Source organism: Pseudoalteromonas sp. CO342X, from assembly GCF_004208915.1.
Classification (GTDB): Bacteria; Pseudomonadota; Gammaproteobacteria; order Enterobacterales; family Alteromonadaceae; genus Pseudoalteromonas; species Pseudoalteromonas maricaloris.
In genome coordinates, this window is record NZ_SGPH01000020.1 from 147,524 (window position 1) to 174,010 (window position 26,487).

Genomic DNA, 26,487 nt, shown 5'->3' on the forward strand with positions numbered 1-26,487 from the left:
AAAGGATGCGACAATCTGTCGCATCCCACTAAGCACCTGATAGCGATAAAATAAGTGCACTAAAACAACTTCAAAGTGAACTTATGAAACGCACCCTACTCTCTCTTGCTATTGTTTCCTTATCCCCCATCACCAATGCTGATGAAATCGAAAAAATCGTTGTTATTGCACCGATGCAAACACCAATTACGCTAACAACGGATACCAAAGCAGTACGCCAACCACTACCAGCACAAGATGGCGCGGATTTACTCTCTTCAATTGCGGGGTTCTCACTCATTAAAAAAGGCGGCGCAAGTGCTGACCCTGTGTTTCGTGGCATGGCAGGCTCTAGAATTGCCATTATCGCCAATAATGGGCAAACGCTTGGTGGTTGCGGTAGCCGCATGGACCCGCCTACAGCATATATTACGCCACAATCCTACGACACCTTAAAAGTCATCAAAGGCCCACAAACCGTGTTGTATGGTCCAGGCAACAGTGCTGCAACTGTGGTGTTTGAACGTGAAAATGAACGCCTAGCTAAATCTGAAGTGATTGGCTTTACCAATGCGGTGCTTTCGAGCCAAGGCCGCCACAGTGTTAACAGTGATATCAAGGCTGGTAATGAACGCGGATACGCTCGGATCGCAGCAAATTACAGTGATGCAGATGATTATGAAGATGGTAATGGCACCAAAGTTCACTCAGCGTATGAACGCTGGAATATAGACACAGAGTTTGCCTATACCCCAAGCGATGACGCTTTTTACTCTATCACTTACGGGGTAAGCGATGGTGAAGTTGCCTATGCCGACCGCATGATGGATGGCAGCCTCTTCGACCGAGAAAATATCGGCCTGAATATCAAATTATCTTCCCTTTCATCACTGATTGAAGAGTTAACATTCAACGCATACTATAACTACGTTGACCACATCATGGACAATCATAGCTTACGTCCTTTTGTTGCTAACATGATGATGAAAACCCCAACCTCCTCCAACCCTGACCGTAAAACTTATGGCGCAAAGCTTACGTTGACTTCAGAAATCAATGCCCAACATCCTTTTATTTACGGTGTCGATTATCAAGCAAATGAGCACCGCAATCGAGTCAGCCGAGATCAATTCAGCAATCCGGTAGAAACGATGCCGCGCCAAATAGATGCTGAATTTAGACAGCTCGGTGTATTTGCCGAGTTCGAATATCAATTGAGTCAAACTAGCCAATGGGTTAGCGGATTGCGCATTGATGATTGGCAAAGTGAAGATCATCGCACCATGATAAGCGCAATGATGTCGATGAAACCAAACCCAACCGCCCTACAAACAAGAGACGATACGTTATTCAGCGGATTTAGTCGCTATCAAGCACAATCTAAAAACAGTAGCTATTTTGTCGGCTTCGGCGTTACAGAGCGCTTTCCCGATTACTGGGAAGTAGTCGGTGGTAGCCGAGGAAGTGAAACGTCTATTTCTGCCTTTAATGTCGATGCTGAAAAAACCGTGCAATTAGATGCTGGATTGGTAAAGCAGTTCAAAGACATTAACGTCAATTTCTCGGTGTTCTATAACCAAATTGACGACTATTTATTAATCGACAATATGTTTAAAAAGATGAATATGACGTCAAAAGTGACCAGAAATATTGACGCAGAAACCTTAGGTTTTGAGGGTGAAGTAATGTGGCAAGCGAGCAAAGCGCTACAACTCACCAGTAGTATCAACTACGTAAAGGGTAATAACCTTACCGACAATCTCGCATTAGCTCAGCAACCGCCTCTGCAACTGCATATTGCGAGCAATTACCAACTAAGCGATAAGTGGCAACTAGGCGGATTGGTAAGATTAGTACAACATCAGCACAGAGTGGCGATTGGACAAGGGAATATTGCAGGGCAGGACGTCACTGCGACGGCTGGGTTTGGCACGCTTTCACTCAATACCAATTATCAATATAGCGATGCATTACAGCTCAGTGCTGGCGTAGATAATGTACTCGATAAAACCTATGCCGAACATTTAAGTCGTTCAGGCGCCGCGGTAAGTGGCTTTGACCAAATTGATCGAGTCAATGAGCCGGGACGGACGCTCTGGGCAAATCTTAACTGGCGCTTCTAACCGTATACTAAGATAACCAAAAGGTCGGCGATTGCCGACCTTATTTTTACAAGTTCTCTAAAAAGTTCTCGTCAAAATCATCCGGCTCTTCTTCCATTGGCGGGTTGCCATCGAATAGCTCGTACAATTGACGTTGATAATATACATCCTTTAAGAAAGTGTATGGATCAAGCGACTCATTTAGCAGCTTTTCTTGTGACATCAAAGCCGCTCTTGCCTCGACTGCACGCAGCGCAAACACTAATACTGTTTGTGGCGTGGTGAGTGCAATTTCTGGCAAGACAAAGTTATCGACTACATCACCCGTTAAGTTTCTCGCGGTCGTCGGTCCCATAGCTGGGATCATAATATACGCACCATCACCAACGCCCCACACCCCAAGGGTTTGGCCAAAATCTTCGTCTTTAAGCTCAAGGCCAAGTGTTTTCGCAACATCAAACAAGCCAAAAATACCGACCGTAGAATTAACTAAAAAGCGAGCAACATTGATTGCCATATGATCAGGCTTGCCCTGCAATGCCGCGTTTACTGCATCGGTCGGCGCGGCGATGTTGGTGGTGAAATTAACCACACTACTGCGCACAGGAGCGGGAGTCACCGCAACATATCCTTTAGCAACAGGCCGTAAGATATAGGCGTCCAACACATCCATATTGAAGTCATAAAGTGGACGGTTAAGTGATTGAAATGGATCTCGTGGATCCTTTTTCTCTTCGGGTACTTGCGCACAACCGACAACGGTCAGCGCAAGTAAACCTGTGAGCACAGCTTTAAGCATTTATTTCCCTGTATTTGTTAAGACACGACTAATCTCGACAGTGAGCTGATTTTCGCCTTGTTGAAGTTCAATTACGCTTGAAGCACCCTCTAGTTCTCCATCTGAAGGCATTACTGAACCATCATTAGAAATACGTGCGGTGACCGTAACTTGAGAAAATTTCGACAAGGTTAATTCAGGCATCATTGCCATACTATCATCTAGGTTTACCGTCATTGGCAAGTTAAAGTTTGTAATTTTGGCCACCGCCAATGGCATGGCGGGACCTTCAGCTGCCTTTGCAAAAACGAACAAGGTACTGTCCTTTGGAATCTTGTTCTGTAACTCTGCCGAAATGGTTACGGTAGCGACAATATTGGCTTTGGCAGCAACTGACTCATCTGTTTGTTGACCTAACTTTTGTTCGATTTCAGCAATCCGTCCTGCGATCATCTCATAACGCGGATCATCTTTGGTTAATTGTGACAACAAGACTTCAAAAGCGGCTTTTGACTCTTTCCAATCTTGACGTTCATAGGCAATTAACGCCAGCAAGCTTATCGCATCAATATTCGTTGGATCATTCTTGAGCACTTTTGACAACATTCTGGCCGCGCGATTCATACTTGGCTCTGAGCCCTCTATCAACAATGCTTGGCTATAATTCACTAGGACATTGTTGTTATTAGGTTGCATCACGAGTGCTTTATCAAATGCCTGCATCGCCATCTCAAAGTCACTAAGTGACATTGCAACACGACCAAGTAACATCCATGCAACTGCATCGTCGCCAGCGGTTGCTAGTTTAGTTCTTAGCCCCAGCGCAAATGCTTGTAGCTCGTTGGCATTTAGCGGCTCTCCAGATTGCATTACTGCACGCTCACCATACTCAGGTAACTTTTCAACGGCTTCATGCCAGCTCGCTATTTGCCTGTGACTACCCGTGTAGTAATAAAAGACACCTGTCACCAGCACCATAAAAGCAATACCCGTGAGCGCCAACACACGGTTGTCACCACGACTTGTCAATGATTGTTCAGGCGATAACTCATTCAATAAGCGACGCTTGAGTTCAACCACAGATTCATTATAACTGTCTTTTTCGATACGCTGATTAGCAAGCTCTTCTTTTAACTCTTCCAAACGCTGATGGAAAATATCGATACGCTCGGCATTCGCATCATGATCAACCGTGATGCGTCTTTCTTTTTTAATAAACGGAAAAACCACAAAGAGACCGGCAAATACGCCCAGCAGAAGAAACAAAAACCACATTTGGGTTAAATCTGTCGAGAATTCGCTCACTGCTCACGCTCCTGACGTTGATATTGATTAATGAGCTCAGTCAGCTTTTGTTCGTCCGCTGCATTCCAGTCTTGCTTTTTCGCAGCGCGTTTTTGACGAAATACAATAAAGCCGAAGCCTAAAATAATGATTGCCACTGGCAGTACCCAAAGTACGATCGTTGCAGGCGTAACAGGTGGTTGATAATGAACGAAATAGCCATAGCGGTCGACCATATAATCAATGACCTCTTGCTTAGACTGACCTTCATTAACCAAAGCGATGACTTTGTCACGCAGGTCTTTGGCTACGACGGCATCTGAATCTGCAATGTTTTGGTTCTGGCATTTCGGGCAGCGTAGCTCATGAGTCAGCTCTCGGAAAGTTTGCTCACGTTCAGCTGTAGCAAAGTTATATTTGTCTTCCGTTGCTTGTGCCGCTGCGGTAATCATCATTAAAAGCAAAACAATTACATATTTCATTGCGCCAACTCCTGATAGATTGCCGCAAACTTAGTGCGCCAAACGCGTTCATTGATGTCGCCAGTATGATGCAACAAAATCTTACCTTGCTTATCTACCAAAAAAGTCTCTGGCGCGCCTGAAACACCTAGATCCAGTGCTAATGTACGCTCCAAATCAAGAATGTTAAATTGGTATGGGTTACCAGCACGACTCAACATGTTATTGACATCTTGTCTTAGAGCATTGATATCAAACTGGTCGCCAAAATCAGGGTCATAAGCCTGCTCGTAATACAGACCTATTATTTTCACGCCGCGCTCTCTAAGCTCAGTTAAATAACCCAGCTCAGCGATACAGGTTGGGCACCAAGTGCCCCATACGTTCATCAAGTAGACTTCACCCTTAAGCGAGTCGGCGGTCCATGTTTTATCACTATCCATTAGATCGGGTAATGAAAACTCAGGCATAGTGTGTCCTAAACGGCCGGTCTGGATCTCTCTTGGATTACCAAATAGTCCTTGGTACAAAAACACACAAAGGAAAATAAATATCAAAAAAGGCACTAAACCTAATAACTTGCGGTTCATGTTAAGCCTCCACTTGGGATGATTTTTTAACGCGGTTGCGGTAGCGTTTATCCGCAAGCACAATGAAGCCGGCAAAAGAGATAAGTAGCCCACCTAGCCACATCCAGCGTACGTATGGTTTGTGATAGATCCTAAGCGACCACGCGCCTGCAGAAAGCGGCTCGCCGAGTGCTAAATATAAATCACGGAAGAAACCATCATCAATAGCGGCTTCGGTCATAAACTGCATCCCTACATCATAACGGCGTTTTTCTGCATGCAGCTCGGTGACTTTTTTACCATTTTTGAATACCGTCACTACGCCAGCATGACCACCGTAGTTAGGGCCTCGAATTTCTTTTACGCCATCAAAGCGATATTCGTACTCGTTTAGCATCGCCGTTTCACCGGGTATCATGCTCACGGAGCGCTCAACTGAGTATGCTGAAGTTAACGTCACCGACGCGATAACAAAGGCAATACCAACGTGCCCGAGTACCATTGCCCAATAGCTCAATCCTAGCTTTTTAAAGCCGATCGCAACACTTGGGTGAACAGTCACTTTATTAAATAAGTCAGCAGCGGTAGCCACACTTATCCACACAGCCAACGCTGTCGCAACAAACGTAAGTGGTGCCACCACTTCGTAGCTCGAGTACAACCACGTCGCCGTGAGTACCAAACTCACCGCAATCAATACAGCCCACTTTTTAACTAGTGGCGGCATCTTATTTTGTTTCCAGCGCAGCATAGGTGCTAAACCTAGCAAAATCGCGAATGGCACGATTAATATCGCAAACATTTGGTTAAAGAAAGGCACGCCAATAGAAATAGAGCCTAAGCCCAGCTCTTTGTGGATCATAGGCAATAACGTGCCTAACAATACAATCAAGGTCGCAACCACTAAGAAGATATTGTTGATCCACAGCGCCACTTCACGCGAAATGAATTGATAGCGCCCCTCACTATATACTTGAGCTACGCGCAGTGCGTAAAGCGCTAAGCTACCACCCACAACCACAGCCAAGAATGACAGGATATATAAACCACGGTCAGGATCGGTTGCAAACGCATGCACCGATACGATAATGCCTGAGCGAACGATAAAGGTACCAAGTAAACATAAACTAAACGCGGTGATAGCAAGTAGTACGGTCCAAGACTTAAACACACCACGCTTTTCTGTTACTGCGAGTGAATGCAATAAAGCGGTTGCAACAAGCCAAGGCATCAGTGAAGCGTTTTCCACCGGATCCCAGAACCACCAACCGCCCCAGCCAAGCTCTGAGTACGCCCACCAACTACCAATTGTAATGCCAAGAGTAAGAAAGCCCCATGCGGCCATTGTCCAAGGACGTGACCATTTAGCCCAAGTATTATCAAGTTTACCGGTTAAAAGCGCAGCAATTGCAAAAGAGAATGACACAGATAAGCCAACATAACCCATATAAAGGAGTGGCGGGTGAATGATCATTCCAGGGTCTTGCAATAATGGATTTAAATCACGCCCTTCAACAGGGAAGTAAGGAAGCAAACGCTCAAACGGGCTCGACATCCACAGGGTATAGAGCATAAAGCCCACACCTAAAAAGCCAAGGACGCCTAACACACGCGCTCGCAAAACCCACGGTAGCGACTTTGACATCACTGCAACCAGCATGGTCCACATGGATTGCATTACCAACCACAGTAAAATTGCGCCTTCATGTCCACCCCACGTTGAGGTGATTTTATAATACCAAGGCAAAGTACTGCTCGAATGATGTGCCACATACGCAACCGTAAAGTCATCCATTAACGTGATGTAGATCAGTACCATAAATGAGAACACCACAAGAATACACTGACCAACGGCCAGTGAAGGAGCGGCTTTCATCAGCCTCAAATTACCCGTATAAGCCCCCCACAATGGGAAAATACACAGTAATAAGCTCAATGCCATCGCCAGAACTAAGGCGAAGTAACCTATTTCTGGGACCATCTTAGTTCTCGCTGTTTAAATTATATTTTGGCTTTTCGTGCTTAATGCCTTTCACGGCTTCCGCCACTTCTGATGGCATATACTCTTCATCATGCTTGGCAAGTACTTCAAACGCTTCAACTACATTAGACTCAACTAATGTCCCTTGTGCTACGATACCTTGGCCTTCACGGAATAGATCAGGAAGAATGCCTTTATAACGAATAGTAACCATAGGACCGGTGTCGATAAGTTTAAATGACACATCTAAGGACGTTTCATCACGCACCACTGAACCAGGCACAACCATACCGCCAATGCGCAATTTCTGACCAATTTGCGGTATTTCTTTTAACTCACCTTTACCTTCAACAAGCTCGCTCGGCGTGTAAAACAAATTAATATTTTCTTGTAGTGCGTAAAGCGTAAGCCCGACCGCTGCGCCAATACCAAAGATAACGGCAACAACGGTGAATAATCTCTTTTTGCGTCTAGGATTCATGCTTGCGACTCCTCTTTTGCTTTTTTAATGCGTGCTTCTCTTGCCATTTGCGCTTTAACTGCTTGCTTTAGCGCCTTACCATCCAAGATAGAGCCGACTAAAATACCTGCCAGTATTAATGCACATGAGCCGAATGAGAGCCAAACATAAAAGCCATAGCCACCCATGGCTAAAAATTCACTGAAGGATTCAAACTGCATGATTAACCCCTATTCACTAATTCGCGGACCCAAGGACGGTGTTGCTCGCTTCGTAAAATTTCATTTTTCAAACGAATTAGCGTAACCACGCCAAGCACACCAGCAAACGCCACTATGTTGATCAACAAAGGCCACAACATGGAAGGATCAATCGCTGACGTATCAAATTTGGTGATAGTTGACCCCTGATGCAGCGTATTCCACCACTCTACCGAGAAATGAATAATAGGCAGATTAACGACCCCGACAATGGCAAGAATACAGGCAGCTCTACCACCTGATTTTTTATCTTCAAAGGCGTGATATAGAGACAAAACACCAAAATACAAAAACAGTAGGATAAGCTCTGACGTCAATCTTGCATCCCAGACCCACCAAGCGCCCCACATAGGTTTACCCCAAGCCGCACCGGTGATTAACGCAATCGCGGTCATTGCCGCACCAATAGGAGCAATGGCAATAACCGCCAGTTCAGCATTACGAATTTGCCATACCAAGGCAACAATAGCCGCAATAGCCATAGAAGAGTATGCACCCATCGACCAGATAGCCGACGGCACATGAATAAAGATAATACGATAGCTGTCTTTTTGTTGGTAGTCGGCTGGCGCATAGGCTAACCCCCAAACCCATCCAACAATTAAGCCCACTACCGCAATCACGGCAAAGTAAGGAAGCAAGGTGTTACACAGTTGGTAAGCACGCTCCGCTTTGGCATAAGGATGTAACCACTTCCACATTTTAACTTACACTCACTCTTAAAGCTGACGATATGGCAATTGGTGCGGCAACAATTGCGACGGCAAGCATCGCACCAAGGATTGCAAGCTGACCACCATACGCTAAAGACATGCTACTGGTATCTATGGCGGACGTTGCAAAGATCAATACGGGGATATAAAGCGGAAGGACGAGTAAACTCATTAAAATGCCACCCTTTTGCAATGCAACGGTGAGTCCTGCGCCAATAGCCCCAATAAAACTTAATAACGGTGTACCTATCAGTAAGGTCAATACAGTCGCATTGAGAGACTGCGATTCGAGATTCATTAACAGCGCGAATAAGGGCGCAAGCACCACCATTGGCAAACCACTGACTGTCCAATGCGCTGCTACTTTTGCTAATACTGATAGCGATAAAGGATAAGGTGAAGCAATCAATTGCTCTAATGAGCCGTCGTTGTAATCGTCCCTAAATAATTTATCTAGACCTAACATAGTCGATAAAAGCGCCGCTACCCAAATAATACCCGGAGCCATTCTGGTAAGCAGCGCAGGTTCGGGCCCAATCGCTAACGGAAATAAGGTGATCACGATTAAGAAAAACAACAAAGGATTGACTATCTCAGCTCGCTGTCTAAAGGCCAAGGTCACATCTTTGGCATAAACCGATTTAAAAGCTAACCAATAAGAATGTTGAGTCTGCATTACAAACGGTACTCCAACGCCAAGGTTTGTAACTGTGCAAAATGTGCGGTGAGATCTTGGTGGGTCGTCAATAAAATGGCGCCCCCCTTGTCGAGATGAGACTGAAATTGGGTTTGCAACATGGCGACCCCTTTTTTATCCAGCGCAGTAAATGGTTCATCTAGCACCCAAAGCTTGGCTTGATTCAGCCACAAACGTACTAATGCAACACGGCGCTGTTGGCCTGCCGACAATGTCCGCACAGGTACATCTTCAAGCCCTATTAAACCGAGCTTGGCAAGCAGTGTATAGACTTCTTCTTCATCGGCCTGAGCGCCATGAACCATAAGCCAATGTTGGACATTTTCGTAGGCACTAAGTTGTTGATTGACACCTGTCTTATGACCAATAAATAATAAATCGGCAGCGAATGAATCATAATCATCGCGGATATCAGTGCTGTTGTAGCGGATCTGCCCTTCGTCCGCTCTGGCGAACCCAGCAATGATCCTCAACAAAGAGGTTTTTCCGGCACCATTTGGGCCTTCAATTTGCATGATCTGCCCCGCATGGAGAGTGAAACTTAATGAGTCAAACAAGCATCTATCTTGTTTGGTACAAGTGACGGCGTCTATCTCTAGCAAACTTGGGCTTCTCTTTACCTAAAATTGGGCGTTAGTCTAACATAATGGTATGGTAATACGAATAATCCGATGCGACCGATTAGCGAAAATTTGATTTAAAATAATGAATAAGCTGCCAATTACAACAAATACGACGACAGCATCTGTGATAAGCACAGATAATAGCGAAGTATCGAGATTAGACTTAGCCAAAAACCAACCGTTTGCAGCAAAGAATATCCAAATTAGTAACGATAAACTAAAAATGGATGTGGCAATTGATGGCCGCTGGCAAACTATCCAACTTGCGCTTAAGCCTCCAACCCAGCCCAATCAGCTTCCAGAAGCACAGGTTAGTATTGATGAAACTGGCAAGGTGGTTACCTTTCAAACGCCCAAACTACAAGCACAAGTAACACTAACAAAACAGCTTTTTGATATTTTAACGACGCTAAAGACGCATACGCCAAGCCCAGTAATACAGTCTTCAGCAACCACGTTGCAAAACGCCACATTACACATCAAGGCGCTTGATTTAAAAATACCGCTTCCGCAAGCCGTGGCAGACTTGCTCGCAAGTGAAAGTAAACTTATTGCGCATCTTAGTGCCCAACAAAGTAATGTTTCCTTGCAGGTCGTCAATCAATTTAAAGACTTGCTGTTTAGTACGGCTTTACCTAAGTCAATGATTGCAAAACTTATCTCTAGTCAACTTAGCAGTGTTGAGGTGAAGCCGCAGCCAAGTGGAGTAACACTTAACATTCATGATCGTTCAGTAACCTTATCGCCAATAAGCAGTAACTGGCCTGCAGCAACCACATGGCAAAAGGGCGAAGTAAAAACGGCTTTCAATGGAATTGATATCACAAAATCGACACAACAAGTAAAAGTAGAAACCATAAAGCCGCTTAGCGCTTTGCTGCAACACGTAAGCGCAGTCAATAAGGATGCACCTTCACCGCTTGAGTCACGCTTAGCATCAGTACATACGCTGGCGTATGACAAACCGTTACTTGAAGTCAATCTGCAACAAATTAAGTCAACGGTAGTAAAAGCGTTGCAAGTACTGATCGGAAGACCTTTTGGGAAGCCACTTACAAATCAGGTTGTTCAGCCCGCGAACTCCCCTGTCAATAAAGGTAAAAATGATGTTTTGAGTCACTCGGTCGCAACTCTGCTTGAGCCAAGCGAGAAAGTAAGTGCTCACAATGAAAATAAACCAAGCACGCCACTGCAGCAACTCTCAAACCAAATAAAACTTAATCTTACAGAGCTGATGGCAAAGCAACCATTACCATTGCAAAAAAGTCACACACCTTTGCAAAACGAAAAGTTAGCCAGCTCCATTGCTCGTTACTTACAACACCAGCTCGCAGAGACACCAAAATATCAGTCGCCCCCGGTCGATTTTGAGGTAAAACAAAAAGCCCTGTCCTTATTATTGGACACCCTCACAGGTAAACTGTCGCTTAGCAACAAGCAAGTTGAACAGCTAACACAAGCATTAGCGCGGCCGCTTTATCGTAAAACGAGTTCTGCGCCTGTAGATTCGGCTAAAACGTTCCAGTTGCCATCTACACATTCACAACGCACACAAGTAACCGCTACGCCTTCTCAAGTACCGCAGTCTACCAGCAATCAAATTAAAGGGGTGATTGAAGCCCTGCTTACTCTGCCCATGGCTAAATCCGAACAAAAAGAAAACACACCAAACATGTTACGCCAAGCTTCTGCAACTATCGAAAAACTCGTAAAAGCAGATACATTCAAACAAACGCCTGAATTACAGAAATTAGTCAACCAAGCATTTACGCGCTTGCTTGATGACCGTTCAGTGAGCGCGCTTACCGTTAAGAACCAGTTAGAAAGCCAACTGGGCATGGCAACCTTTGCTAACACGCCAACAAGTTTAGCTCAATCGAGCTTTACACAAATGTTGGACCGTTTAATTGTGTCGTTATTAGGTAGCCAGGTGGCAAACCAAGCTCAGAGCAATGAGCAAGCAACGCAAAAAATACAAGCCTTGCTGGATACGCTACTACCACAGCTGAAGCTGCTCTCCCCCAAGCAAATAGCAGACGCGCTTCAACAACCACAAGCAAAAGAGCTGTTAAACGAATTGGGGCAATTGCACAACCAATTACAACCGCAAAAATCACCAACTACAGCGACCAACTCTGCGAAACAAGACAGCGAAGCACAGTTGATTGTAAACCTGCTCTTCCCCACTAAAGTAGGACAAGAGCAACAGCAAACACAATTACAAATAGGTGAATATAAAAAGTCGCCCAAACCTGGTATGCCAGAGAAGTCTGTGTGGTTTATTCGTCTTTGTTTTGATTTTGCAGAAAAAGGTCAGATCCATGCCCAAGCCGAGCTGATGGATAAAGCCCTAGAATGTGCATTAGTAGCCACCTCCAATCAGGTCAAGCAGCTCGCAGAGCCACATTTAGCAACGCTCAGACATAAGTTAGCATCTCATGGGCTACAAGTCGCAGAGATAGGCCTTAGGGAAGAAGCCAGCTTTCAAGATAAGTTCTTTAATGAACACGCAATTATCAACATTAAGGTGTAAAAAAGATGACACAAAAATCTGCTATTGGACTGTTATATGAAGCTGGAAGCGCACCTCAGGTCACCTTTAAAGGATATGGCGAGCTGGCAGAGGAAATTATTGCGCTGGCAAAAGAGAAAAACATCATGATCCATGAAGATGAATCATTAGCACAAACACTCAGTGCACTTGAGTTACACCAAGAGATCCCACGGGAGCTCTACTATGTGATTGCTGAACTCATCGCTTTTTCTTACATTATGCGTGGTAAGTTTCCACCTGGCTGGGAAGGTTTTCGTGGCAAGCTAGATATTAAGGCATAGCCAAAATTTTCTAACTTGCTACTTTCTAGACGATTATTTTGATTTGTTATGTAAAGACATGAGCAGCTCTGCCTCAGCTCTTGGCAACTCACACTCGCGCATCACCTCTTCAATATCAGCGCCAAGTTCCACCATTTTCACGGCGCGAGAATACATTTTTGCGTCGGGGTCATCATATTTCTGTGCTGCTTGCTGATTCGCAACATCATTTAATTCTTGCTCGGTTGCGACCACCCGCTTACCAATACTCATGATACTGGCGCGTAACTCCGCAACTTCGCTGCGTAATATTGCTATTTGTTGCTCAGAGCCTTGCAGTGAGCTCGAAAGTTGCGCTGTTTGACCCTGCGCATCTTGTAATTTTTTACCCAGCACAAAAACAAACCTCAAGCATACTAACGCAAGTATGCTTGAGGTTATTGATATGACGAGTAAAACGGTTTGTGCGTTTACTACTTCAGACATCTAGATATGACTCAGCTCATCCCATTCGTCATCACTTAATAGCTTATTAAGATCGACTAAGATCAATAGCTCGCCTTCTCGGTTTGATACGCCTTGGATAAACTTAGCGCTCTCTTCAGTGCCGATGTTTGGCGCGCTGTCAATTTCCGAGCTACGTAAGTAAACCACCTCAGCAACGCTATCGACTAATATACCAATAACTTGCTTCTCGGCTTCGATAATCACAATTCTTGAATTATCCGTTACTTCTGCACTTTGCAGGCCAAACCTAGCTCGCGTGTCTATAACCGTTACAACGTTACCACGCAGATTAATGATCCCGAGTACGTAGCTTGGCGCACCTGGGACTGGTGCAATTTCGGTATAACGCAATACTTCTTGCACTTGCATTACATTGATACCGTAAGTTTCCTCTTCAAGCTTGTAAGTAACCCATTGCAATACTTCATCATTACTATCAGCATTTTTGTCTGCAGAAAGTAGTCTATCTTGGCTCATGGTTTCACTCCATCAATATACTAGTTACTGCTCTCGACTATCGAGGCCTTGTTCTAGCAAACGGTTTAAATTCTCTACATCAATCAGCGCGCACATTTTCTCTTTAATCACCCCAGCCAACCAAGGCCGTTTACCATCTGCTGTGCGCCACTTTATGTCTTCAGGCTTGAGTGTTAAGTTGTTGACTAGTTTCTCTGCTAACAGTCCCCAGTTACTATCCCCAAGCGTAATCAAATACTGGTAATCCAGAGCATCTTCTAATTTTGGTGTTAACTTCTCAGGCATTACCCATCGCGCAGTATCAACAACATTAAGCTTTTCTTCACGATTTAGCATCACGCCTTTAAACCATTTAGGTTTACCAAAGAGTTGATTGACTTCACCCAGTTGGTGTATTCCCCCAAGTGATTTAAGCGGAACCGCCAGTGTTAAGCCTGCAACTTCAAAAAACAATGCCTGAAATTCACCTTCTTGATAGGCTTCCCTTGCAGAAACGGATTCTATCGTTGTCTGTTCTTTGATAATAGATGTATTTTCAGTGACTTCAAGATCTTGAGCTAATTTACTCGGTTGTTCTTCAATAACTTCACTCACCGACTCCTGAGGCTCTGTAGCAACGACAACTGGAAGGTCTATATCCTCAAGTTCGGATTCCGGCTCTTTTACTTGTTCAAGTAGCTTTGCAACCGGTGATAATTCGCATTGTTCAATCTCTGGCTCCTCTTGTAATAGAGCGCCAAGATACTGCTTCATCACCTTTTCATTTGCAAATAAATGCTTACTCATTATGCTCTCTAGCTTAACTGCTTCAAATAGTCCAAAAGTGCACGATAAGCGAACACGCCTCGTGATTTAGGACAAAATTGTACTGGGACTTGCTGTGCAAGACTCGCATCCCTAAATTTAGTATCTACAGGAACCACACCTGGCCAAACAGCCTCTTTGTATGTTGCTAGCAACGTTTTATACGCCTCCAACGACGCTTTGGTCCGTTTATCATACATAGTTGGAATGATAGTATATTGATACTGTTTCTGCTGTGAAGACTGCATCAGCTCCATCGTGCGCATCATTCTATCTAGTCCCTTCAATGCCAAAAATTCAGTTTGGACAGGTACTAAAATCCGCTCACTCGCTGCTAATGCGTTGACCATCAGTACGCCAAGCACTGGTGGACAGTCCAAAATAGCATAGTCATATTGATCCGCTATTTTTTCGAGCGATTTCTTTAAGATAAGTCCCATGCCCGTTTTATTACCCATACTACGATCAAGCGTAGCAATGGCCATAGTGGCAGGCAAAATATCAAGATTCTCTATGGTTGATGGGCAAAGAGACTGTAAAATTTCTTCACTCGTCATGCTGCTGCCGCGTGCAAAAATATCATACACACTGACTTCTAACTCTTCAGAATCAATACCAAAGTAATATGTCAGTGAAGCATGTGGATCAGTATCAATAAGCAAAACTCGGTGACCCTGCTCAGCAAGAATGCCTCCTAAGCTCACCGTCGTCGTGGTTTTACCCACGCCACCTTTTTGATTTGCTACTGTCCAAATTTTCACTCTATATTCCTTCGCTTATCACTATTGATTTCATTCAATAGATACTATACCAACTCAATGTTATTCATTCTTTTTAGACGTTTGATATTTACAAGCTTCAAGCAAAGCAACCAAGTGATGACTTAGTCTATTGGTTACCCGCTTCTTTATTAATTCTCGCAGCAAAGTCTTGTAGGGCGATACTATCCGACGAAAGTCCAGCGCCAGCGACAGCTTGAGGCATACCATAAACAACACAAGTCGCTTCATCTTGCGCCCAAATAGTGGCCCCTACCTGTTTTAGCATACGAGCACCATCTCGGCCATCTGCGCCCATTCCCGTTAAGACAATCGCTAACGTGTCGCCACCATAAGCTTTTGCAACACTTGCAAATGTCACATCAACGCTGGGCTTATAGGTGATCCTTGGACTATCATCTTCGAACACTTTTAGTGTCTTACTACCACCGCGATTTTCAACCAGCATTTGCTTACCGCCAGGGGCTAAATAGGCCACCCCAGGCATTAATCTATCACCTTGCTCGGCTTCCTTAACCTTAATCTGGCATAAACTATTCAATCTTGCTGCAAACGCAGGTGTAAATGCGGCCGGCATATGCTGGATAAGTAAAATTGGATGAGGAAAGTTTGCAGGCAACTGAGTTAGTATTGTTTGCAGTGCAACGGGTCCACCTGTTGATGTACCAATTGCAACCAGTCCATATTTCTTACCCGATGCTCTAGCACCCGCAGCACTAGACGTACCACCAGATACAGGCCTCTGAAAACTTCTATCCGGTTGAGGGATCGTTGCTCGTCCTGTATCAGCGCGAGTTGCTCTAGACTCGACGCGCTTTGGCGGAGTCGCAATAGTAGGGCGAGTAAAACGGCTAACGCGACGGCGGCCAATTTCCTTTACCTTATTTTGTAACGACTTAATTGCTTCTTCGCTATTACGAGCGATGTCTTCAAACTTTTTCGGTAAAAAATCTACAGCGCCCGCATCCAGTGCATCTAACGTAGCACTAGCGCCTTCACGAGTTAACGAAGAAAACATTAAGATTGGGGTCGGAGTGGCCTGCATGATCTGCTTCACCGCACTGATCCCATCAAGCACAGGCATTTCCACGTCCATCGTAATTACGTCTGGACGCAATGAAGCGGCCTTTTCAACCGCCTCCTTGCCATTAACTGCGAAATCTATAACTTTGATTTCACTGTCTTTTTCTAAAATTTCACTGACTCGACGACGAAAAAAACTAGAATCGTCTACGACTAACACTTTAACTGCCATTGGCAACGCTCTTTAATTTGCTCTACAGCAGAGCAGCAAATGCCGCTCTAGAATTCGAACTACGCCTAATAAAATTAGGCGTAGTGTTTTAATAAGTTGGGGACATCAAGGATTAGCGCAATACCACCATCAGATGTGATGGTAGCACCAGCCATACCTGGTGTACCTTGTAATAACGCATCTAGTGGTTTGATTACGACTTCCTCTTGACCTATCAGAGAGTCAACCACAAAACCGACTTGTTTAGTGCCAATTTGCGCAATGACAACATGGCCTTCAGCCTTTCTCATGCCCCTGTTCGCACCTTTTACCAACCAATGTTCAAGATAAAATAACGGAATTGCTTTTTCTCTCACTATGATAGTCAACTGACCATCAACCACATTCGTTTTTGTCAAATCTAAATGGAAGATCTCGTTCACGCCGGCAAGTGGTAACGCAAACGTTTGCTCTCCGACTACCACCATCAAGGTAGGCAAAATAGCCAATGTAAGCGGTACCTTAATCTCTAATACGGTACCAACACCCAATTCTGATTGGATATTTACCGAGCCATTCAATTGAGTGATCTTCGTTTTAACAACGTCCATCCCAACACCACGACCAGAAATGTCTGAAATTTGCTCTTTTGTTGAGAACCCTGGTGCGAAGATCAAATTATAGGCTTCGGTATCGGACAGTCGGCTTGCTTGATCGGAGTCAATAACGCCTTTATTTATAGCAATCTTTTTGAGCTTTTCAGGGTCCATACCGGCACCATCATCTCGAATCGTGAGAAGAATGTGATCTCCCTCTTGAGATGCTGACAATGTGACTGTACCCATTCTTGGTTTGCCCGACGCTTCGCGTACGTCAGGCATTTCAATGCCATGATCTACTGAGTTTCTCACTAAGTGGACCAATGGATCTGCAAGCGCTTCAACCAAATTTTTATCTAAATCCGTCTCTTCGCCCTGTAAAACTAGGTTGATTTCTTTTTTCAAGCTGCGAGCAAGGTCTCTCACTACTCGAGGAAAGCGACCAAATACCTTTTTGATTGGCTGCATCCGCGTTTTCATCACGGCGCCCTGCAAATCAGCAGTGACTACATCAAGGTTCGAAATAGCTTTACCCATGCTTTCGCTGTTGGTGTTATTCGCTAAGCTAACCAAACGGTTACGAACCAATACTAATTCGCCAACCATATTCATGATTTCATCAAGACGTTTAGTATCAACTCGGACCGTGGTCTCAGCTTGTGCCGCAGGTTTCTTCGCAGCGGCTGGTGTGGAAGCTTTTGCAGCCTCGGGCTCTTTTTGCGGTGCTGGTGCTGGAGTCGCAGGCTTAGCTTCAACTTTGGGCGCAGGCTTTGGTGCAGGTTTCGGCGCCGGCGCGGCTTTAACAGGCTCTGGTTGCGCAGGTTTAGTCTCTGAAACCTCTACTGGCGATTCATCGACCGCTTTAGGTGCACTGCCTTTACCATGAAGCTCGTCCAACAAAGCTTCAAACTCATCGTCGGTAATTTCTTCGTCGCCAGTAGACCCACTTGGGGCTGCTGGTGAGGTTGATTTAGCCTTAGGTTCACTCGCTTCTGGGGCAACAGCATCTTCTGCATTTGGTGCTCCACCGAATTTACCAACACCATGAAGTTCATCTAAGAGGTTATCGAATTCGTCATCGGTGATATCACCATCATCTGCGGTTGATACAGCTTCAGGTTTAGTTGCCGGAGCAACAGCAGGCGCATTACCCGAACCGTGTAATTCATCTAAAAGATTTTCAAATTCTTCTTCTGTTATCTCATCGATGCTGGAGCCGCTATCATCGCCTGAACCAACATCGGCGTCGAATAAAATATCATCAGCACTTAAATCTGGCACCACAGGTTCTGGCTCAGAAGTAGGTTCGTCAATCACTTCACTGACTTCGTCTTCAGATGCAGGCTGGCTAAGTTTGTGGAGTGTTTCAAGCAACACAGGGTCGGCCGCTTCTGGTTCCTCACGGTTTTGAATACAAGCGAACATTTCGTTGATCGTATCCAAAGATTGCAAAATAACATCCATCAGTTCGGAAGTTACTTTTCGTTGCCCTTGTCGTAGTACATCAAACACGTTCTCCGCACCGTGACAGGCATCGACCAGTTCGGTCATACCTAGGAAGCCAGCCCCACCTTTTACGGTATGGAAGCCACGGAAAATCGCATTGAGAAGTTCTTTATCTTCAGGATTATTTTCTAGTTCAACAAGCTGTTCAGATAACAGTTCTAATATTTCGCCTGCTTCAACAAGAAAGTCCTGCAAGATATCTTCATCGACTTCAAAGCTCATACACACTCTCCAACTAGAAGCCTAAACTAGATAGCAAGTCATCGACTTCGTCTTGACCAGAAACCACGTCATCTCGCGATTCAGCGTCAATAATTGGACCTTCAGGTCCAGACAATTCATCACTGATAGTCTCGGTTGTTTTTATTTCGTTTTCATTCGCTTTCACAGCAGTTGAAGGCGCTTCATCTGAAGTACCAAAAACAGTCAGGAGGTGAATGAGACTATCTTCTACTTCTCTCACAAGCTCAATGACGCGCCGAATAACCTGCCCAGTCAAATCCTGATAGTCCTGAGCCATCAGCACATTCGTCATTAAACCTTGTAATTCGTCTGTACGTGTCTTTGAAGTCTGCATAAAGCTGTCGAGATCATGACACAGAGATTTAAACTCACCGAGTTGAATGTCTCTGCTCATCAATCGATCCCAAGTGGGCTTTATTTGCGCTAACTCATCCGCTAGGTTCTGCGCAAGAGGTAAGCTTTCTTCGACCGCGTCCATCGTTTTGTTAGCAGCGCTTTCTGTCATTTCCATAACATAATTAAGACGCTGCTTGGCGTCAGGAATAGCCTCTGTCGTGAGATCTGCGAGGCGAGTATCCAGCTCAAAGTTCTTCAAGGACTCGTGTAATTGGCGAGTCAGCTTTCCGACTTCTGCAAATAACTCCGATTGCTCTTTGTTAGCAGCTTCTAAAATCAGCTGGTCAGCTTTTTCTTGTTCACCTTGCTCTAGAAGCTCAACAAGTTGCTTAGCTTGTTCAAGTGTAATTTGAGGCGCAGCATTTACAGACATAGGCCATATCCCCTTGCTGTTAGCCTAGTCGCTCAAATACTTTTTCAAGCTTAGTTTTGAGCGTACCTGCAGTAAACGGTTTAACAATATATCCGTTCACCCCAGCTTGCGCTGCTGCAACAATTTGTTCTTTTTTCGCTTCTGCGGTAACCATCAACACTGGAATGTGCTTAAGCTTTTCATCTGCGCGTATTGCACGAAGCAAATCAATACCTTGCATGCCCGGCATATTCCAATCAGTTACTACAAAGTCAAACTCCTGATTTTGTAGCATCGGAAGTGCTGTACTACCATCATCAGCTTCTTGAACATTGGTAAAGCCTAAATCTCTTAATAGGTTTTTGATTATTCTTCTCATAGTAGAGAAATCATCAACCACGAGAATCTTCATGTTCTTATCCAAAACTTCCTCCAGTGAGGTTCGAACCCAACTATTTTATGTACTCTAATTTATCCAGTCATTGATTTTAGCTTTAAGCTTTATCATTGCCTGACCGTGAATTTGGCTTACTCGAGATTCACTGACATCAAGGATGGCACCAATCTCTTTTAAATTCATTTCGTCGTTATAGTAAAGTGATAAAACCAGAGCATCCCTTTCGGGTAACGCTTTGATAGCATTTACTAAAGACTCGTTAAAACGTTCATTTTTAACGTTATTAAACGGTTTGTCTAGCGCAAAATCGCTGTTTGCTGGGGTTATCACGTCTTCATCAACCCCAAGATCCTCAATACCGATGACTTTACTTGCATTTACATCATGTAAAATATGATGGTACTCATCTAGAGATATATCAAGTTTTTCAGCGATTTCAGTGTCTTTTGGTTCTCGACCAAGGAGAGATTCTAACTCGGAGATAGCTTCTGCAACCATTCTGCTATTTTTGTGAACAGAACGAGGCGCCCAATCACCACGACGGATTTCATCCAGCATTGCGCCTCGAATACGGATCCCCGCAAAGGTTTCGAAACTAGCGCCTTTAGTTGCATCGAAATTTTTAGATGCTTCAATCAATCCAATCATACCTGACTGGATCAGATCGTCGAGTTGCACACTTGCCGGAAGTCGAGCAATCAGGTGGCATGCCACTTTTTTGACAAGTGGAGCATGCCGTTCAACCACCTTATGAATGTGGTCTGAAGTTTGATATCCCGCAGCTCTATTGACCGGAGAAGCCATAATCACCCGTTTACAAGTTGTTCAATGAAAAATTCTAGATGACCAGAAGGTTGATGCGGAATTGGCCATTTAACTGCCTTAGCAGCTAGTCCCTTAATCGCAATCGCCGCAGGGGAACTCGGAAATAAATCCACGATAGCTCTTTGTCTGCGAGAAGATTTACGCATGTTTTCGTCAAACGGTACGGTGGCCACTAATTCCAGTGCTACATCAAGAAAACGGTCTGTAACTTTTGAAAGTTTAGCAAATAATTCTTGCCCTTCACGCATACTGCGGACCATGTTGGCAACAATTTTAAAACGATAGACACCATGCTCTCTGCTCAAAACTTTGATCAACGCGTAAGCATCTGTAATGGAAGTCGGTTCATCACACACCACAACCATCACATCTTGTGCAGCTCGAGAGAAGCTCAGAACCATATCTGAGATACCAGCTGCGGTATCAACAATTAAGACATCAAATTGCGTGTTAAGCTCGCTAAATGCACGAATAAGTCCTGCATGCTCTGCGGGAGTCAGCTCTACCATACTTTGAGAGCCTGAGGTCGCCGGTACAATTTTAATTCCAGCGGGACCTTCTACGAGAATCTCATCTAGTTCACATTCACCCGACAACACGTGCGACAGATTTTTTTCTACCCTTAGACCTAACATCACATCACAGTTTGCCAAGCCCAAGTCCGCATCTAAAACGAGAACTCGCTGTCCTTGTTGGCCCATAGCGATGGCAGTATTGAGCGAGACGTTGGTTTTACCCACCCCACCTTTTCCACCGGTCACGGCTATTACTTTTACACCCTGGTTGCTATTTTGACTCATTCTACGCAGGCCACTTGCTTGATCTAAAACTGTGTTAATCATACATTCCTACTGACTCTGACGCTACAGGTACACGTCGAGAGTGCTGTGCTTTTATTCTTTTTAAATACAATTGCTCAGCCTTTTTTACTAGCTTTTGAGCATTTGCTACGCGAATGTCTTCTGGCACTCGCTGACCGTTGGTAAGATACCCTATTGGCAAGCGATTTTGAATCGCTATGCTAATTATCTCACCTAAACTTAGACTTTCATCAAGTTTTGTGAAAATACAGCCACTTAAATTTACTTTTTTGAAGTGTCTTACTGTTTCTTGTAACACATTCATCTGTGCTGTCGCACTTAATACTAAATAGCTGCGAATATCTACTCTCGCGCTACGCATAAGTGTATTTAACTGTTCAGTTAAGCGCAAATCTCTTTGACTCATTCCCGCCGTATCTATTAATACTAGACGCTTATTGCGTAAATGATAAAGCACTTCTGCAAGTTCATTTGCATCTTTAACTTGCTTAACCGGACAACCAATAATTCTACCATAGGTAGCTAACTGCTCGTAAGCGCCTATTCTGTAGGTATCAGTCGTTATTAACGCCACTTTATCTGCACCGTATTTTTGTGCACCTAATGCCGCTAATTTTGCAACCGTTGTGGTTTTACCAACACCAGTTGGACCCACCATCGCAAATACGCCACCTTGACGAAGAATATCATTGTTAGTGGTGTGCATTTGGTTGATCACCATATTTAACAATGCATTCCAGGCTTCTTTACGAGAAACATCATCAGGGATAAAGCATGCCATTTGCTCAGCAACATCTTTGTCTATGCCCATTCCTTCCAAACGATCTACAAGACACGCACGGGTTGGATCGCGACGAGCCATTTCTTGTTTCATTAGACCAGATACTTGATGTTCAAGTAATTGACGAATAGCGTTCATTTCTTCACGCATTGCACTCATTTCGTCAGGCTTGGCATTTAACTCCGGTAAATCATCACCAAAACCGTTGTCTAACTCATCCGACTCGCCCCACTGCTGTGGCTGCTCAAATGCATCATCATCAAAGTCAAAAGATTGGCGACGAGCTTGCTGTGGCTTCGCTTGATGCGTCGGTGCAGCAGTTTGTGTTTTACGTTGGCTGCTTAACATTTGCTCTGTATCAATCCCCGACTGGGAGAACATAGAAGCAAGTTCTGGTGAGCGCGGGCGCGGTGCCTGACGCTCGAGCAATGCCGCTAAGCTATCGGCAACTTGCGCTTGTTTTGCTGGCTGTGCTTGGCGAGGCTCTGGACGGACAAAGCGGGTCGGAGCCTCATTTGAGGCAGTCGCACGGGCAGTGGGAGCTTGCTTAACTGGTGCAGCAGCACGGTCATTATCAACTGCTGCGACGATTTCAACACCATCTGCTAACTTTTTGTTAGACATAATGACAGCATCTGCACCAAGCTCTTCTTTTACTTCATTTAAAGCCGTACGCATATCTTTTGCGAAGAAACGTTTAATTTTCATGTTACAGCCCCTTTATCCTCTATTGTCCAACCGAGCTCACTATCTTAATTTGTCTTTCTTCCGGCACTTCTTGATATGACATCACTCTAAGACCTGGAATTGTATGTTTAACAAATCGAGATAACACACTTCTTAACATACCTGAGGTTAATAAGATGGACGGTTCCCCTAGCATTTCTTGGTTGTGATGTGCTTCTCTTAATGATTCTTGAAGCCTCTCAGCCAAGCCAGGTTCAATACCTGCCCCCTCATCACCTGCGTTCTGAAGTGACTGATGCAACATCTGTTCCAACTCAGGCGCCAATGTTATGACAGGAATTTCTTCTTCGCTTCCAACGGCATCTTGAACAATCAATCTACGTAATGAAATTCTTACCGCAGCCGTTAATACATCAGGGTCTTGGCTACGTGGTCCGTACTCAACTAAAGTTTGTACAATCGAGCGCATATCTCGAATTGCAACGCCCTCATTAAGCAGATTTTGTAGCACTTTTACCACGGTAGTGAGCGGTAAAATATCAGGTACTAAGCCTTCTACTAATCTAGGGTGACTTTTCGCAAGCATATCTAATAGATTTTGTACCTCTTCATGACCAAGTAATAGTGACGCATTATTCGTTAATAATTGACTGATATGTGTTGCCACCACAGTTGCAGCATCTACTACTGTATAGCCAAGTGAATGCGCCTCATCTTTTTGGTCTGGCTTAATCCATACTGCATCTAGGCCAAATGCAGGATCTTTAGTCTCTATGCCTTTAATCGGCCCAAACACCTGCCCTGGGTTAATTGCGAGCTCATCGCCATGCTTCAACTCACCGGTTCCTGAGCCAACTCCCATTAAAGTAATATTGTATGCATTTGGATCTAATTCTAGGTTATCGCGGATATGTACCGGCGGTACTAAAAAGCCCAGTTCCTGAGATAGCTTTTTACGCACCCCTTTAATACGACTGAGAAGCTCCCCGCCTTGGGCTTGGTCAACTAGAGGAATTAGGCGATAACCTACCTCTAAACCAATCACATCAACAGGTTGTACATCATCCCAACCAAGCTCTTTTTGATCTTGTTGATGGCCTCCTTTGGCGGCAGGCCCTTTGGCAGCTTGTTCCGCCTTTTCGATCTCCGCCTTTTTCTTTTGCTGACTTGTGTAATAGGCTATATAGCCAAGTAATACGCCTAATCCTAAGAAGGCAACATGTGGCATGCCTGGAACGAGTCCCATGGTGATCAAAATGCCTGACGCGATAGCCAGCGACTTTTCATTACCCAGTTGGTTTTTAAACTGATCGCCCATGTTGTGCGATTCATTTTGACGCGTTACGACAATTGCAGTGCCAATTGAGAGTAAAAGAGAAGGAATTTGCGCGACCAGACCGTCACCGATTGTCAGCATGGTATATACTTCCATCGCGTGACCAAAGCTTAAATCATGCTGGATCATCCCAACGAAAAGGCCACCTATTATATTAATGGCAAGGATCACGATACCTGCAATAGCATCACCTTTAACGAATTTACTTGCACCGTCCATTGAACCGTAAAAGTCAGCTTCTCGAGTCACTTCTTCACGACGAGCCCGGGCGTCATCTGCAGAGATAAAACCGGCATTTAAGTCTGCATCAATGGCCATTTGCTTACCCGGCATAGCATCAAGGGTGAAACGCGCAGACACCTCAGAAATACGGCCTGCACCTTTGGTAATTACGACAAAGTTAATAATAATAAGGATAAGGAATACAACTAAACCGACGGCGTAGTTGCCACCAATAACAACACTACCAAAGGCTTCGATCACCTTACCTGCCGCATCACCACCATTATGACCTTCAAGTAATACGACGCGAGTACTCGCTACGTTTAGTGCCAATCGCATGATAGTCGCGATCAGTAGTACCGCAGGAAACATACCAAATTCAAGTGGCTTCAAGGTATAAACAGTCACCAATAGCACCACAAGTGCCAATGCAATGTTGAAGGAAAATAGAATATCAAGCAAAAAAGGAGGTAGCGGCAGAATAACCATGCCAAGTGCTGCAAGCACCAACAATGGAGTACCCACACCTTTAGCATATTCTTTTTTATCTCGATTGAGTTGTTGTAAAACTGCTTTAAATTCCATAACTTAACACAAGCAAAAAATTGACACATAGCAACAAATGCAATATACGTTCCAATTAATAGCTTATTTTTATGAGAGCAATTTTAATGCTTCAAATCGTCTGGGATTGGTAAATCTCGAGTAAGTGCAACGGGTCTTTTCCCTTTGCCCTTTTGAAAACGATTTAGCTGAAATACATAAGCAAGTACCTGTGCAACCGCGGTAAACAATTGTTCAGGGATTTGATCACCTACTTCTGTGGTGTGATAAAGTGAACGAGTCAATACGGGTGACTCCACAATCGGCACTGCATTTCCTTTGGCTATTTTTCTAATTTGCATCGCAAGTTCATCAACCCCTTTTGCAATAACTATAGGCGCTCCCGCTCGTTCAGTGTCGTATTTAAGCGCAACCGAATAGTGAGTAGGGTTGGTCACAACAACATCTGCATCTGGTACATCTTGCATCATACGTCGTTGCGACATTTCTCTTTGTGTTCGACGGATCCGCGCTTTTATCTGAGGGTCACCTTCTGAGTTTTTGTATTCATCCTTGACTTCTTGCAGCGTCATTTTTAGCTGCTTATGGTGATTATAACTTTGATAAGGGGCATCAATCGCTGAAATAATGATCATAGTGCAACTAAGTGCTAAGAACATCCACGCAATGATTTCTAACGCATGCTCTATACTCGAAGGGATTTGTTCAATACTCAAGTGTAATATTTCGTTAAAATACATATTAATAAGCAAGATTGCAAAGCCAGCTACTAATACAAACTTAAGAACGGACTTCAATAACTCTATTGCCGCTTGCGGGCCTAACATTCGCTTCAATCCCTTCATTGGAGACATTTTGCTTGCTTTTGGAGCGGCTGCCTGCCAAGAAAAGTTAAAGCCCCCGAGTAACGTATTCCCCACTATTCCTGCAATTGCGATGATAAAAACAAACATGGCCATTGGAAATAGCAGTTCAGCAGCAATATCTCCCCACACAGCAAACATTTTGGTTGTATCGTAGGTTTCATTGCGATTGAGCGACAACATTCGCCCCATAACATTGTAGAGCGCCTTCCCAATTCCAGGCCCATACAAAAGTAGAGCTATTGCAGAAAACAATAACACAAACGTCGTGCCGAGTTCTTTTGAACGGGCTATTTGGCCCTTCTTCCTAGCATCGTCTATTTTCTTGGAGGTGGGTTCTTCGGTGCGTTCTTGACCGGAATCTTCTGCCATT

The 26,487-nt window shown here is 44.4% G+C and carries 26 protein-coding genes; 3 read left to right on the plus strand and 23 right to left on the minus strand.

Annotated elements, in window-relative coordinates; genetic code table 11:
- Window positions 1-83 precede the first annotated feature (83 nt).
- A complete protein-coding gene (locus tag EXT47_RS10840) occupies window positions 84-2,102 on the plus strand; it encodes a TonB-dependent copper receptor (RefSeq protein ID WP_130126583.1) in 2,019 nt (672 codons plus the stop codon).
- A gap of 46 nt (window positions 2,103-2,148) precedes the next feature.
- Here EXT47_RS10840 and EXT47_RS10845 read toward each other — a convergent pair whose 3' ends face one another.
- The 10 genes from EXT47_RS10845 to ccmA are packed head-to-tail and all read right to left on the minus strand — an operon-like array spanning window position 2,149 to window position 9,886.
- Window positions 2,149-2,880 carry a VacJ family lipoprotein gene (locus EXT47_RS10845; RefSeq protein ID WP_130126584.1) on the minus strand — a complete coding sequence of 244 codons (732 nt, stop codon included), beginning with the start codon at window positions 2,878-2,880 and terminating at the stop codon, window positions 2,149-2,151.
- Window positions 2,881-4,164, minus strand: coding sequence for a c-type cytochrome biogenesis protein CcmI (gene ccmI / locus EXT47_RS10850; protein ID WP_130126585.1), 1,284 nt, complete (start codon window positions 4,162-4,164; stop codon window positions 2,881-2,883).
- Window positions 4,161-4,625, minus strand: coding sequence for a cytochrome c-type biogenesis protein (locus EXT47_RS10855; RefSeq protein WP_130126586.1), 465 nt, complete (start codon window positions 4,623-4,625; stop codon window positions 4,161-4,163). The genes ccmI and EXT47_RS10855 overlap by 4 nt, the downstream gene beginning before the upstream one ends.
- Window positions 4,622-5,194 (minus strand): redoxin family protein, encoded by a 573-nt coding sequence (locus tag EXT47_RS10860; protein WP_069018771.1) that lies wholly within the window; start codon window positions 5,192-5,194, stop codon window positions 4,622-4,624. The genes EXT47_RS10855 and EXT47_RS10860 overlap by 4 nt, the downstream gene beginning before the upstream one ends.
- Before the next feature lies 1 nt (window position 5,195).
- Window positions 5,196-7,154 carry a heme lyase CcmF/NrfE family subunit gene (locus EXT47_RS10865; RefSeq protein ID WP_130126587.1) on the minus strand — a complete coding sequence of 653 codons (1,959 nt, stop codon included), beginning with the start codon at window positions 7,152-7,154 and terminating at the stop codon, window positions 5,196-5,198.
- A gap of 1 nt (window position 7,155) precedes the next feature.
- Window positions 7,156-7,635, minus strand: coding sequence for a cytochrome c maturation protein CcmE (ccmE, locus tag EXT47_RS10870; RefSeq protein WP_010369083.1), 480 nt, complete (start codon window positions 7,633-7,635; stop codon window positions 7,156-7,158).
- Window positions 7,632-7,835, minus strand: a complete 204-nt coding sequence (gene ccmD / locus EXT47_RS10875; protein ID WP_039492491.1) for a heme exporter protein CcmD — start codon at window positions 7,833-7,835, stop codon at window positions 7,632-7,634. The genes ccmE and ccmD overlap by 4 nt, the downstream gene beginning before the upstream one ends.
- A 2-nt stretch (window positions 7,836-7,837) precedes the next feature.
- A complete protein-coding gene (locus EXT47_RS10880; RefSeq protein WP_010369087.1) occupies window positions 7,838-8,575 on the minus strand; it encodes a heme ABC transporter permease in 738 nt (245 codons plus the stop codon).
- A gap of 1 nt (window position 8,576) precedes the next feature.
- A complete protein-coding gene (gene ccmB / locus EXT47_RS10885) occupies window positions 8,577-9,263 on the minus strand; it encodes a heme exporter protein CcmB (RefSeq protein ID WP_010606377.1) in 687 nt (228 codons plus the stop codon).
- Window positions 9,263-9,886: a cytochrome c biogenesis heme-transporting ATPase CcmA gene (gene ccmA, locus EXT47_RS10890; protein WP_081489968.1), complete on the minus strand. Its 624-nt coding sequence runs from the start codon at window positions 9,884-9,886 to the stop codon at window positions 9,263-9,265. Before ccmA ends, ccmB begins: the two co-directional genes overlap by 1 nt.
- A 103-nt stretch (window positions 9,887-9,989) precedes the next feature.
- Here ccmA and EXT47_RS10895 point away from each other — a divergent pair, with 103 nt between their 5' ends.
- Together EXT47_RS10895 and EXT47_RS10900 are read left to right on the plus strand one after the other, a co-directional pair.
- The gene (locus tag EXT47_RS10895; RefSeq protein ID WP_039492492.1) at window positions 9,990-12,440 is read left to right on the plus strand and encodes a flagellar hook-length control protein FliK; all 2,451 of its coding nucleotides are present in this window, start codon (window positions 9,990-9,992) and stop codon (window positions 12,438-12,440) included.
- A 5-nt stretch (window positions 12,441-12,445) separates the two neighbouring features.
- Window positions 12,446-12,742: an EscU/YscU/HrcU family type III secretion system export apparatus switch protein gene (locus EXT47_RS10900; protein ID WP_010369096.1), complete on the plus strand. Its 297-nt coding sequence runs from the start codon at window positions 12,446-12,448 to the stop codon at window positions 12,740-12,742.
- 33 nt (window positions 12,743-12,775) lie between these two features.
- On the opposite strand, the gene EXT47_RS10905 is transcribed toward EXT47_RS10900, so the two are convergent.
- The 13 genes from EXT47_RS10905 to flhB form a co-directional block, all read right to left on the minus strand.
- Window positions 12,776-13,207, minus strand: a complete 432-nt coding sequence (locus tag EXT47_RS10905; RefSeq protein ID WP_010369097.1) for a DUF2802 domain-containing protein — start codon at window positions 13,205-13,207, stop codon at window positions 12,776-12,778.
- Window positions 13,208-13,705 carry a chemotaxis protein CheW gene (locus EXT47_RS10910; RefSeq protein ID WP_010369098.1) on the minus strand — a complete coding sequence of 166 codons (498 nt, stop codon included), beginning with the start codon at window positions 13,703-13,705 and terminating at the stop codon, window positions 13,208-13,210.
- 24 nt (window positions 13,706-13,729) lie between these two features.
- Window positions 13,730-14,491: a chemotaxis protein CheW gene (locus EXT47_RS10915; protein ID WP_039492493.1), complete on the minus strand. Its 762-nt coding sequence runs from the start codon at window positions 14,489-14,491 to the stop codon at window positions 13,730-13,732.
- An 8-nt stretch (window positions 14,492-14,499) separates the two neighbouring features.
- Window positions 14,500-15,270, minus strand: coding sequence for a ParA family protein (locus EXT47_RS10920; RefSeq protein ID WP_010369100.1), 771 nt, complete (start codon window positions 15,268-15,270; stop codon window positions 14,500-14,502).
- Window positions 15,271-15,397: 127 nt separating this feature from the next.
- Window positions 15,398-16,543, minus strand: a complete 1,146-nt coding sequence (locus tag EXT47_RS10925) for a chemotaxis response regulator protein-glutamate methylesterase (RefSeq protein ID WP_010369101.1) — start codon at window positions 16,541-16,543, stop codon at window positions 15,398-15,400.
- A gap of 74 nt (window positions 16,544-16,617) precedes the next feature.
- Window positions 16,618-18,849, minus strand: a complete 2,232-nt coding sequence (locus tag EXT47_RS10930) for a chemotaxis protein CheA (protein WP_039492495.1) — start codon at window positions 18,847-18,849, stop codon at window positions 16,618-16,620.
- Window positions 18,850-18,862: 13 nt separating this feature from the next.
- On the minus strand, window positions 18,863-19,639 hold the full coding sequence (locus EXT47_RS10935) for a protein phosphatase CheZ (RefSeq protein WP_039492497.1): 777 nt from the start codon (window positions 19,637-19,639) through the stop codon (window positions 18,863-18,865).
- A 19-nt stretch (window positions 19,640-19,658) separates the two neighbouring features.
- The gene (gene cheY / locus EXT47_RS10940) at window positions 19,659-20,042 is read right to left on the minus strand and encodes a chemotaxis response regulator CheY (protein WP_010369104.1); all 384 of its coding nucleotides are present in this window, start codon (window positions 20,040-20,042) and stop codon (window positions 19,659-19,661) included.
- 42 nt (window positions 20,043-20,084) lie between these two features.
- Complete coding sequence (locus EXT47_RS10945; RefSeq protein ID WP_010369105.1) at window positions 20,085-20,819, minus strand: RNA polymerase sigma factor FliA; 735 nt, start codon at window positions 20,817-20,819, stop codon at window positions 20,085-20,087.
- A 2-nt stretch (window positions 20,820-20,821) separates the two neighbouring features.
- Window positions 20,822-21,682 (minus strand): MinD/ParA family protein, encoded by an 861-nt coding sequence (locus EXT47_RS10950; protein WP_010369106.1) that lies wholly within the window; start codon window positions 21,680-21,682, stop codon window positions 20,822-20,824.
- On the minus strand, window positions 21,675-23,150 hold the full coding sequence (gene flhF / locus EXT47_RS10955) for a flagellar biosynthesis protein FlhF (protein ID WP_039492502.1): 1,476 nt from the start codon (window positions 23,148-23,150) through the stop codon (window positions 21,675-21,677). Before flhF ends, EXT47_RS10950 begins: the two co-directional genes overlap by 8 nt.
- Window positions 23,151-23,169: 19 nt before the next feature.
- Window positions 23,170-25,272: a flagellar biosynthesis protein FlhA gene (flhA, locus tag EXT47_RS10960; RefSeq protein ID WP_039492505.1), complete on the minus strand. Its 2,103-nt coding sequence runs from the start codon at window positions 25,270-25,272 to the stop codon at window positions 23,170-23,172.
- A gap of 83 nt (window positions 25,273-25,355) precedes the next feature.
- Window positions 25,356-26,486 carry a flagellar biosynthesis protein FlhB gene (flhB, locus tag EXT47_RS10965; protein WP_039492507.1) on the minus strand — a complete coding sequence of 377 codons (1,131 nt, stop codon included), beginning with the start codon at window positions 26,484-26,486 and terminating at the stop codon, window positions 25,356-25,358.
- Window position 26,487 lies beyond the last annotated feature (1 nt).

Bases quoted from the DNA above. Each gene is read 5' to 3' on its own strand.
- EXT47_RS10840 (WP_130126583.1), top strand. From the start codon at position 84: ATGAAACGCACCCTACTCTCTCTTGCTATTGTTTCCTTATCCCCCATC.
- EXT47_RS10845 (WP_130126584.1), bottom strand. From the start codon at position 2,880: ATGCTTAAAGCTGTGCTCACAGGTTTACTTGCGCTGACCGTTGTCGGT.
- EXT47_RS10855 (WP_130126586.1), bottom strand. From the start codon at position 4,625: ATGAAATATGTAATTGTTTTGCTTTTAATGATGATTACCGCAGCGGCA.
- EXT47_RS10860 (WP_069018771.1), bottom strand. From the start codon at position 5,194: ATGAACCGCAAGTTATTAGGTTTAGTGCCTTTTTTGATATTTATTTTC.
- EXT47_RS10865 (WP_130126587.1), bottom strand. From the start codon at position 7,154: ATGGTCCCAGAAATAGGTTACTTCGCCTTAGTTCTGGCGATGGCATTG.
- ccmE (WP_010369083.1), bottom strand. From the start codon at position 7,635: ATGAATCCTAGACGCAAAAAGAGATTATTCACCGTTGTTGCCGTTATC.
- ccmD (WP_039492491.1), bottom strand. From the start codon at position 7,835: ATGCAGTTTGAATCCTTCAGTGAATTTTTAGCCATGGGTGGCTATGGC.
- EXT47_RS10880 (WP_010369087.1), bottom strand. From the start codon at position 8,575: ATGTGGAAGTGGTTACATCCTTATGCCAAAGCGGAGCGTGCTTACCAA.
- ccmB (WP_010606377.1), bottom strand. From the start codon at position 9,263: ATGCAGACTCAACATTCTTATTGGTTAGCTTTTAAATCGGTTTATGCC.
- EXT47_RS10895 (WP_039492492.1), top strand. From the start codon at position 9,990: ATGAATAAGCTGCCAATTACAACAAATACGACGACAGCATCTGTGATA.
- EXT47_RS10900 (WP_010369096.1), top strand. From the start codon at position 12,446: ATGACACAAAAATCTGCTATTGGACTGTTATATGAAGCTGGAAGCGCA.
- EXT47_RS10905 (WP_010369097.1), bottom strand. From the start codon at position 13,207: ATGTCTGAAGTAGTAAACGCACAAACCGTTTTACTCGTCATATCAATA.
- EXT47_RS10910 (WP_010369098.1), bottom strand. From the start codon at position 13,705: ATGAGCCAAGATAGACTACTTTCTGCAGACAAAAATGCTGATAGTAAT.
- EXT47_RS10915 (WP_039492493.1), bottom strand. From the start codon at position 14,491: ATGAGTAAGCATTTATTTGCAAATGAAAAGGTGATGAAGCAGTATCTT.
- EXT47_RS10925 (WP_010369101.1), bottom strand. From the start codon at position 16,543: ATGGCAGTTAAAGTGTTAGTCGTAGACGATTCTAGTTTTTTTCGTCGT.
- EXT47_RS10930 (WP_039492495.1), bottom strand. From the start codon at position 18,849: ATGAGCTTTGAAGTCGATGAAGATATCTTGCAGGACTTTCTTGTTGAA.
- EXT47_RS10935 (WP_039492497.1), bottom strand. From the start codon at position 19,639: ATGTCTGTAAATGCTGCGCCTCAAATTACACTTGAACAAGCTAAGCAA.
- EXT47_RS10945 (WP_010369105.1), bottom strand. From the start codon at position 20,819: ATGGCTTCTCCGGTCAATAGAGCTGCGGGATATCAAACTTCAGACCAC.
- EXT47_RS10950 (WP_010369106.1), bottom strand. From the start codon at position 21,682: ATGATTAACACAGTTTTAGATCAAGCAAGTGGCCTGCGTAGAATGAGT.
- flhF (WP_039492502.1), bottom strand. From the start codon at position 23,150: ATGAAAATTAAACGTTTCTTCGCAAAAGATATGCGTACGGCTTTAAAT.
- flhA (WP_039492505.1), bottom strand. From the start codon at position 25,272: ATGGAATTTAAAGCAGTTTTACAACAACTCAATCGAGATAAAAAAGAA.
- flhB (WP_039492507.1), bottom strand. From the start codon at position 26,486: ATGGCAGAAGATTCCGGTCAAGAACGCACCGAAGAACCCACCTCCAAG.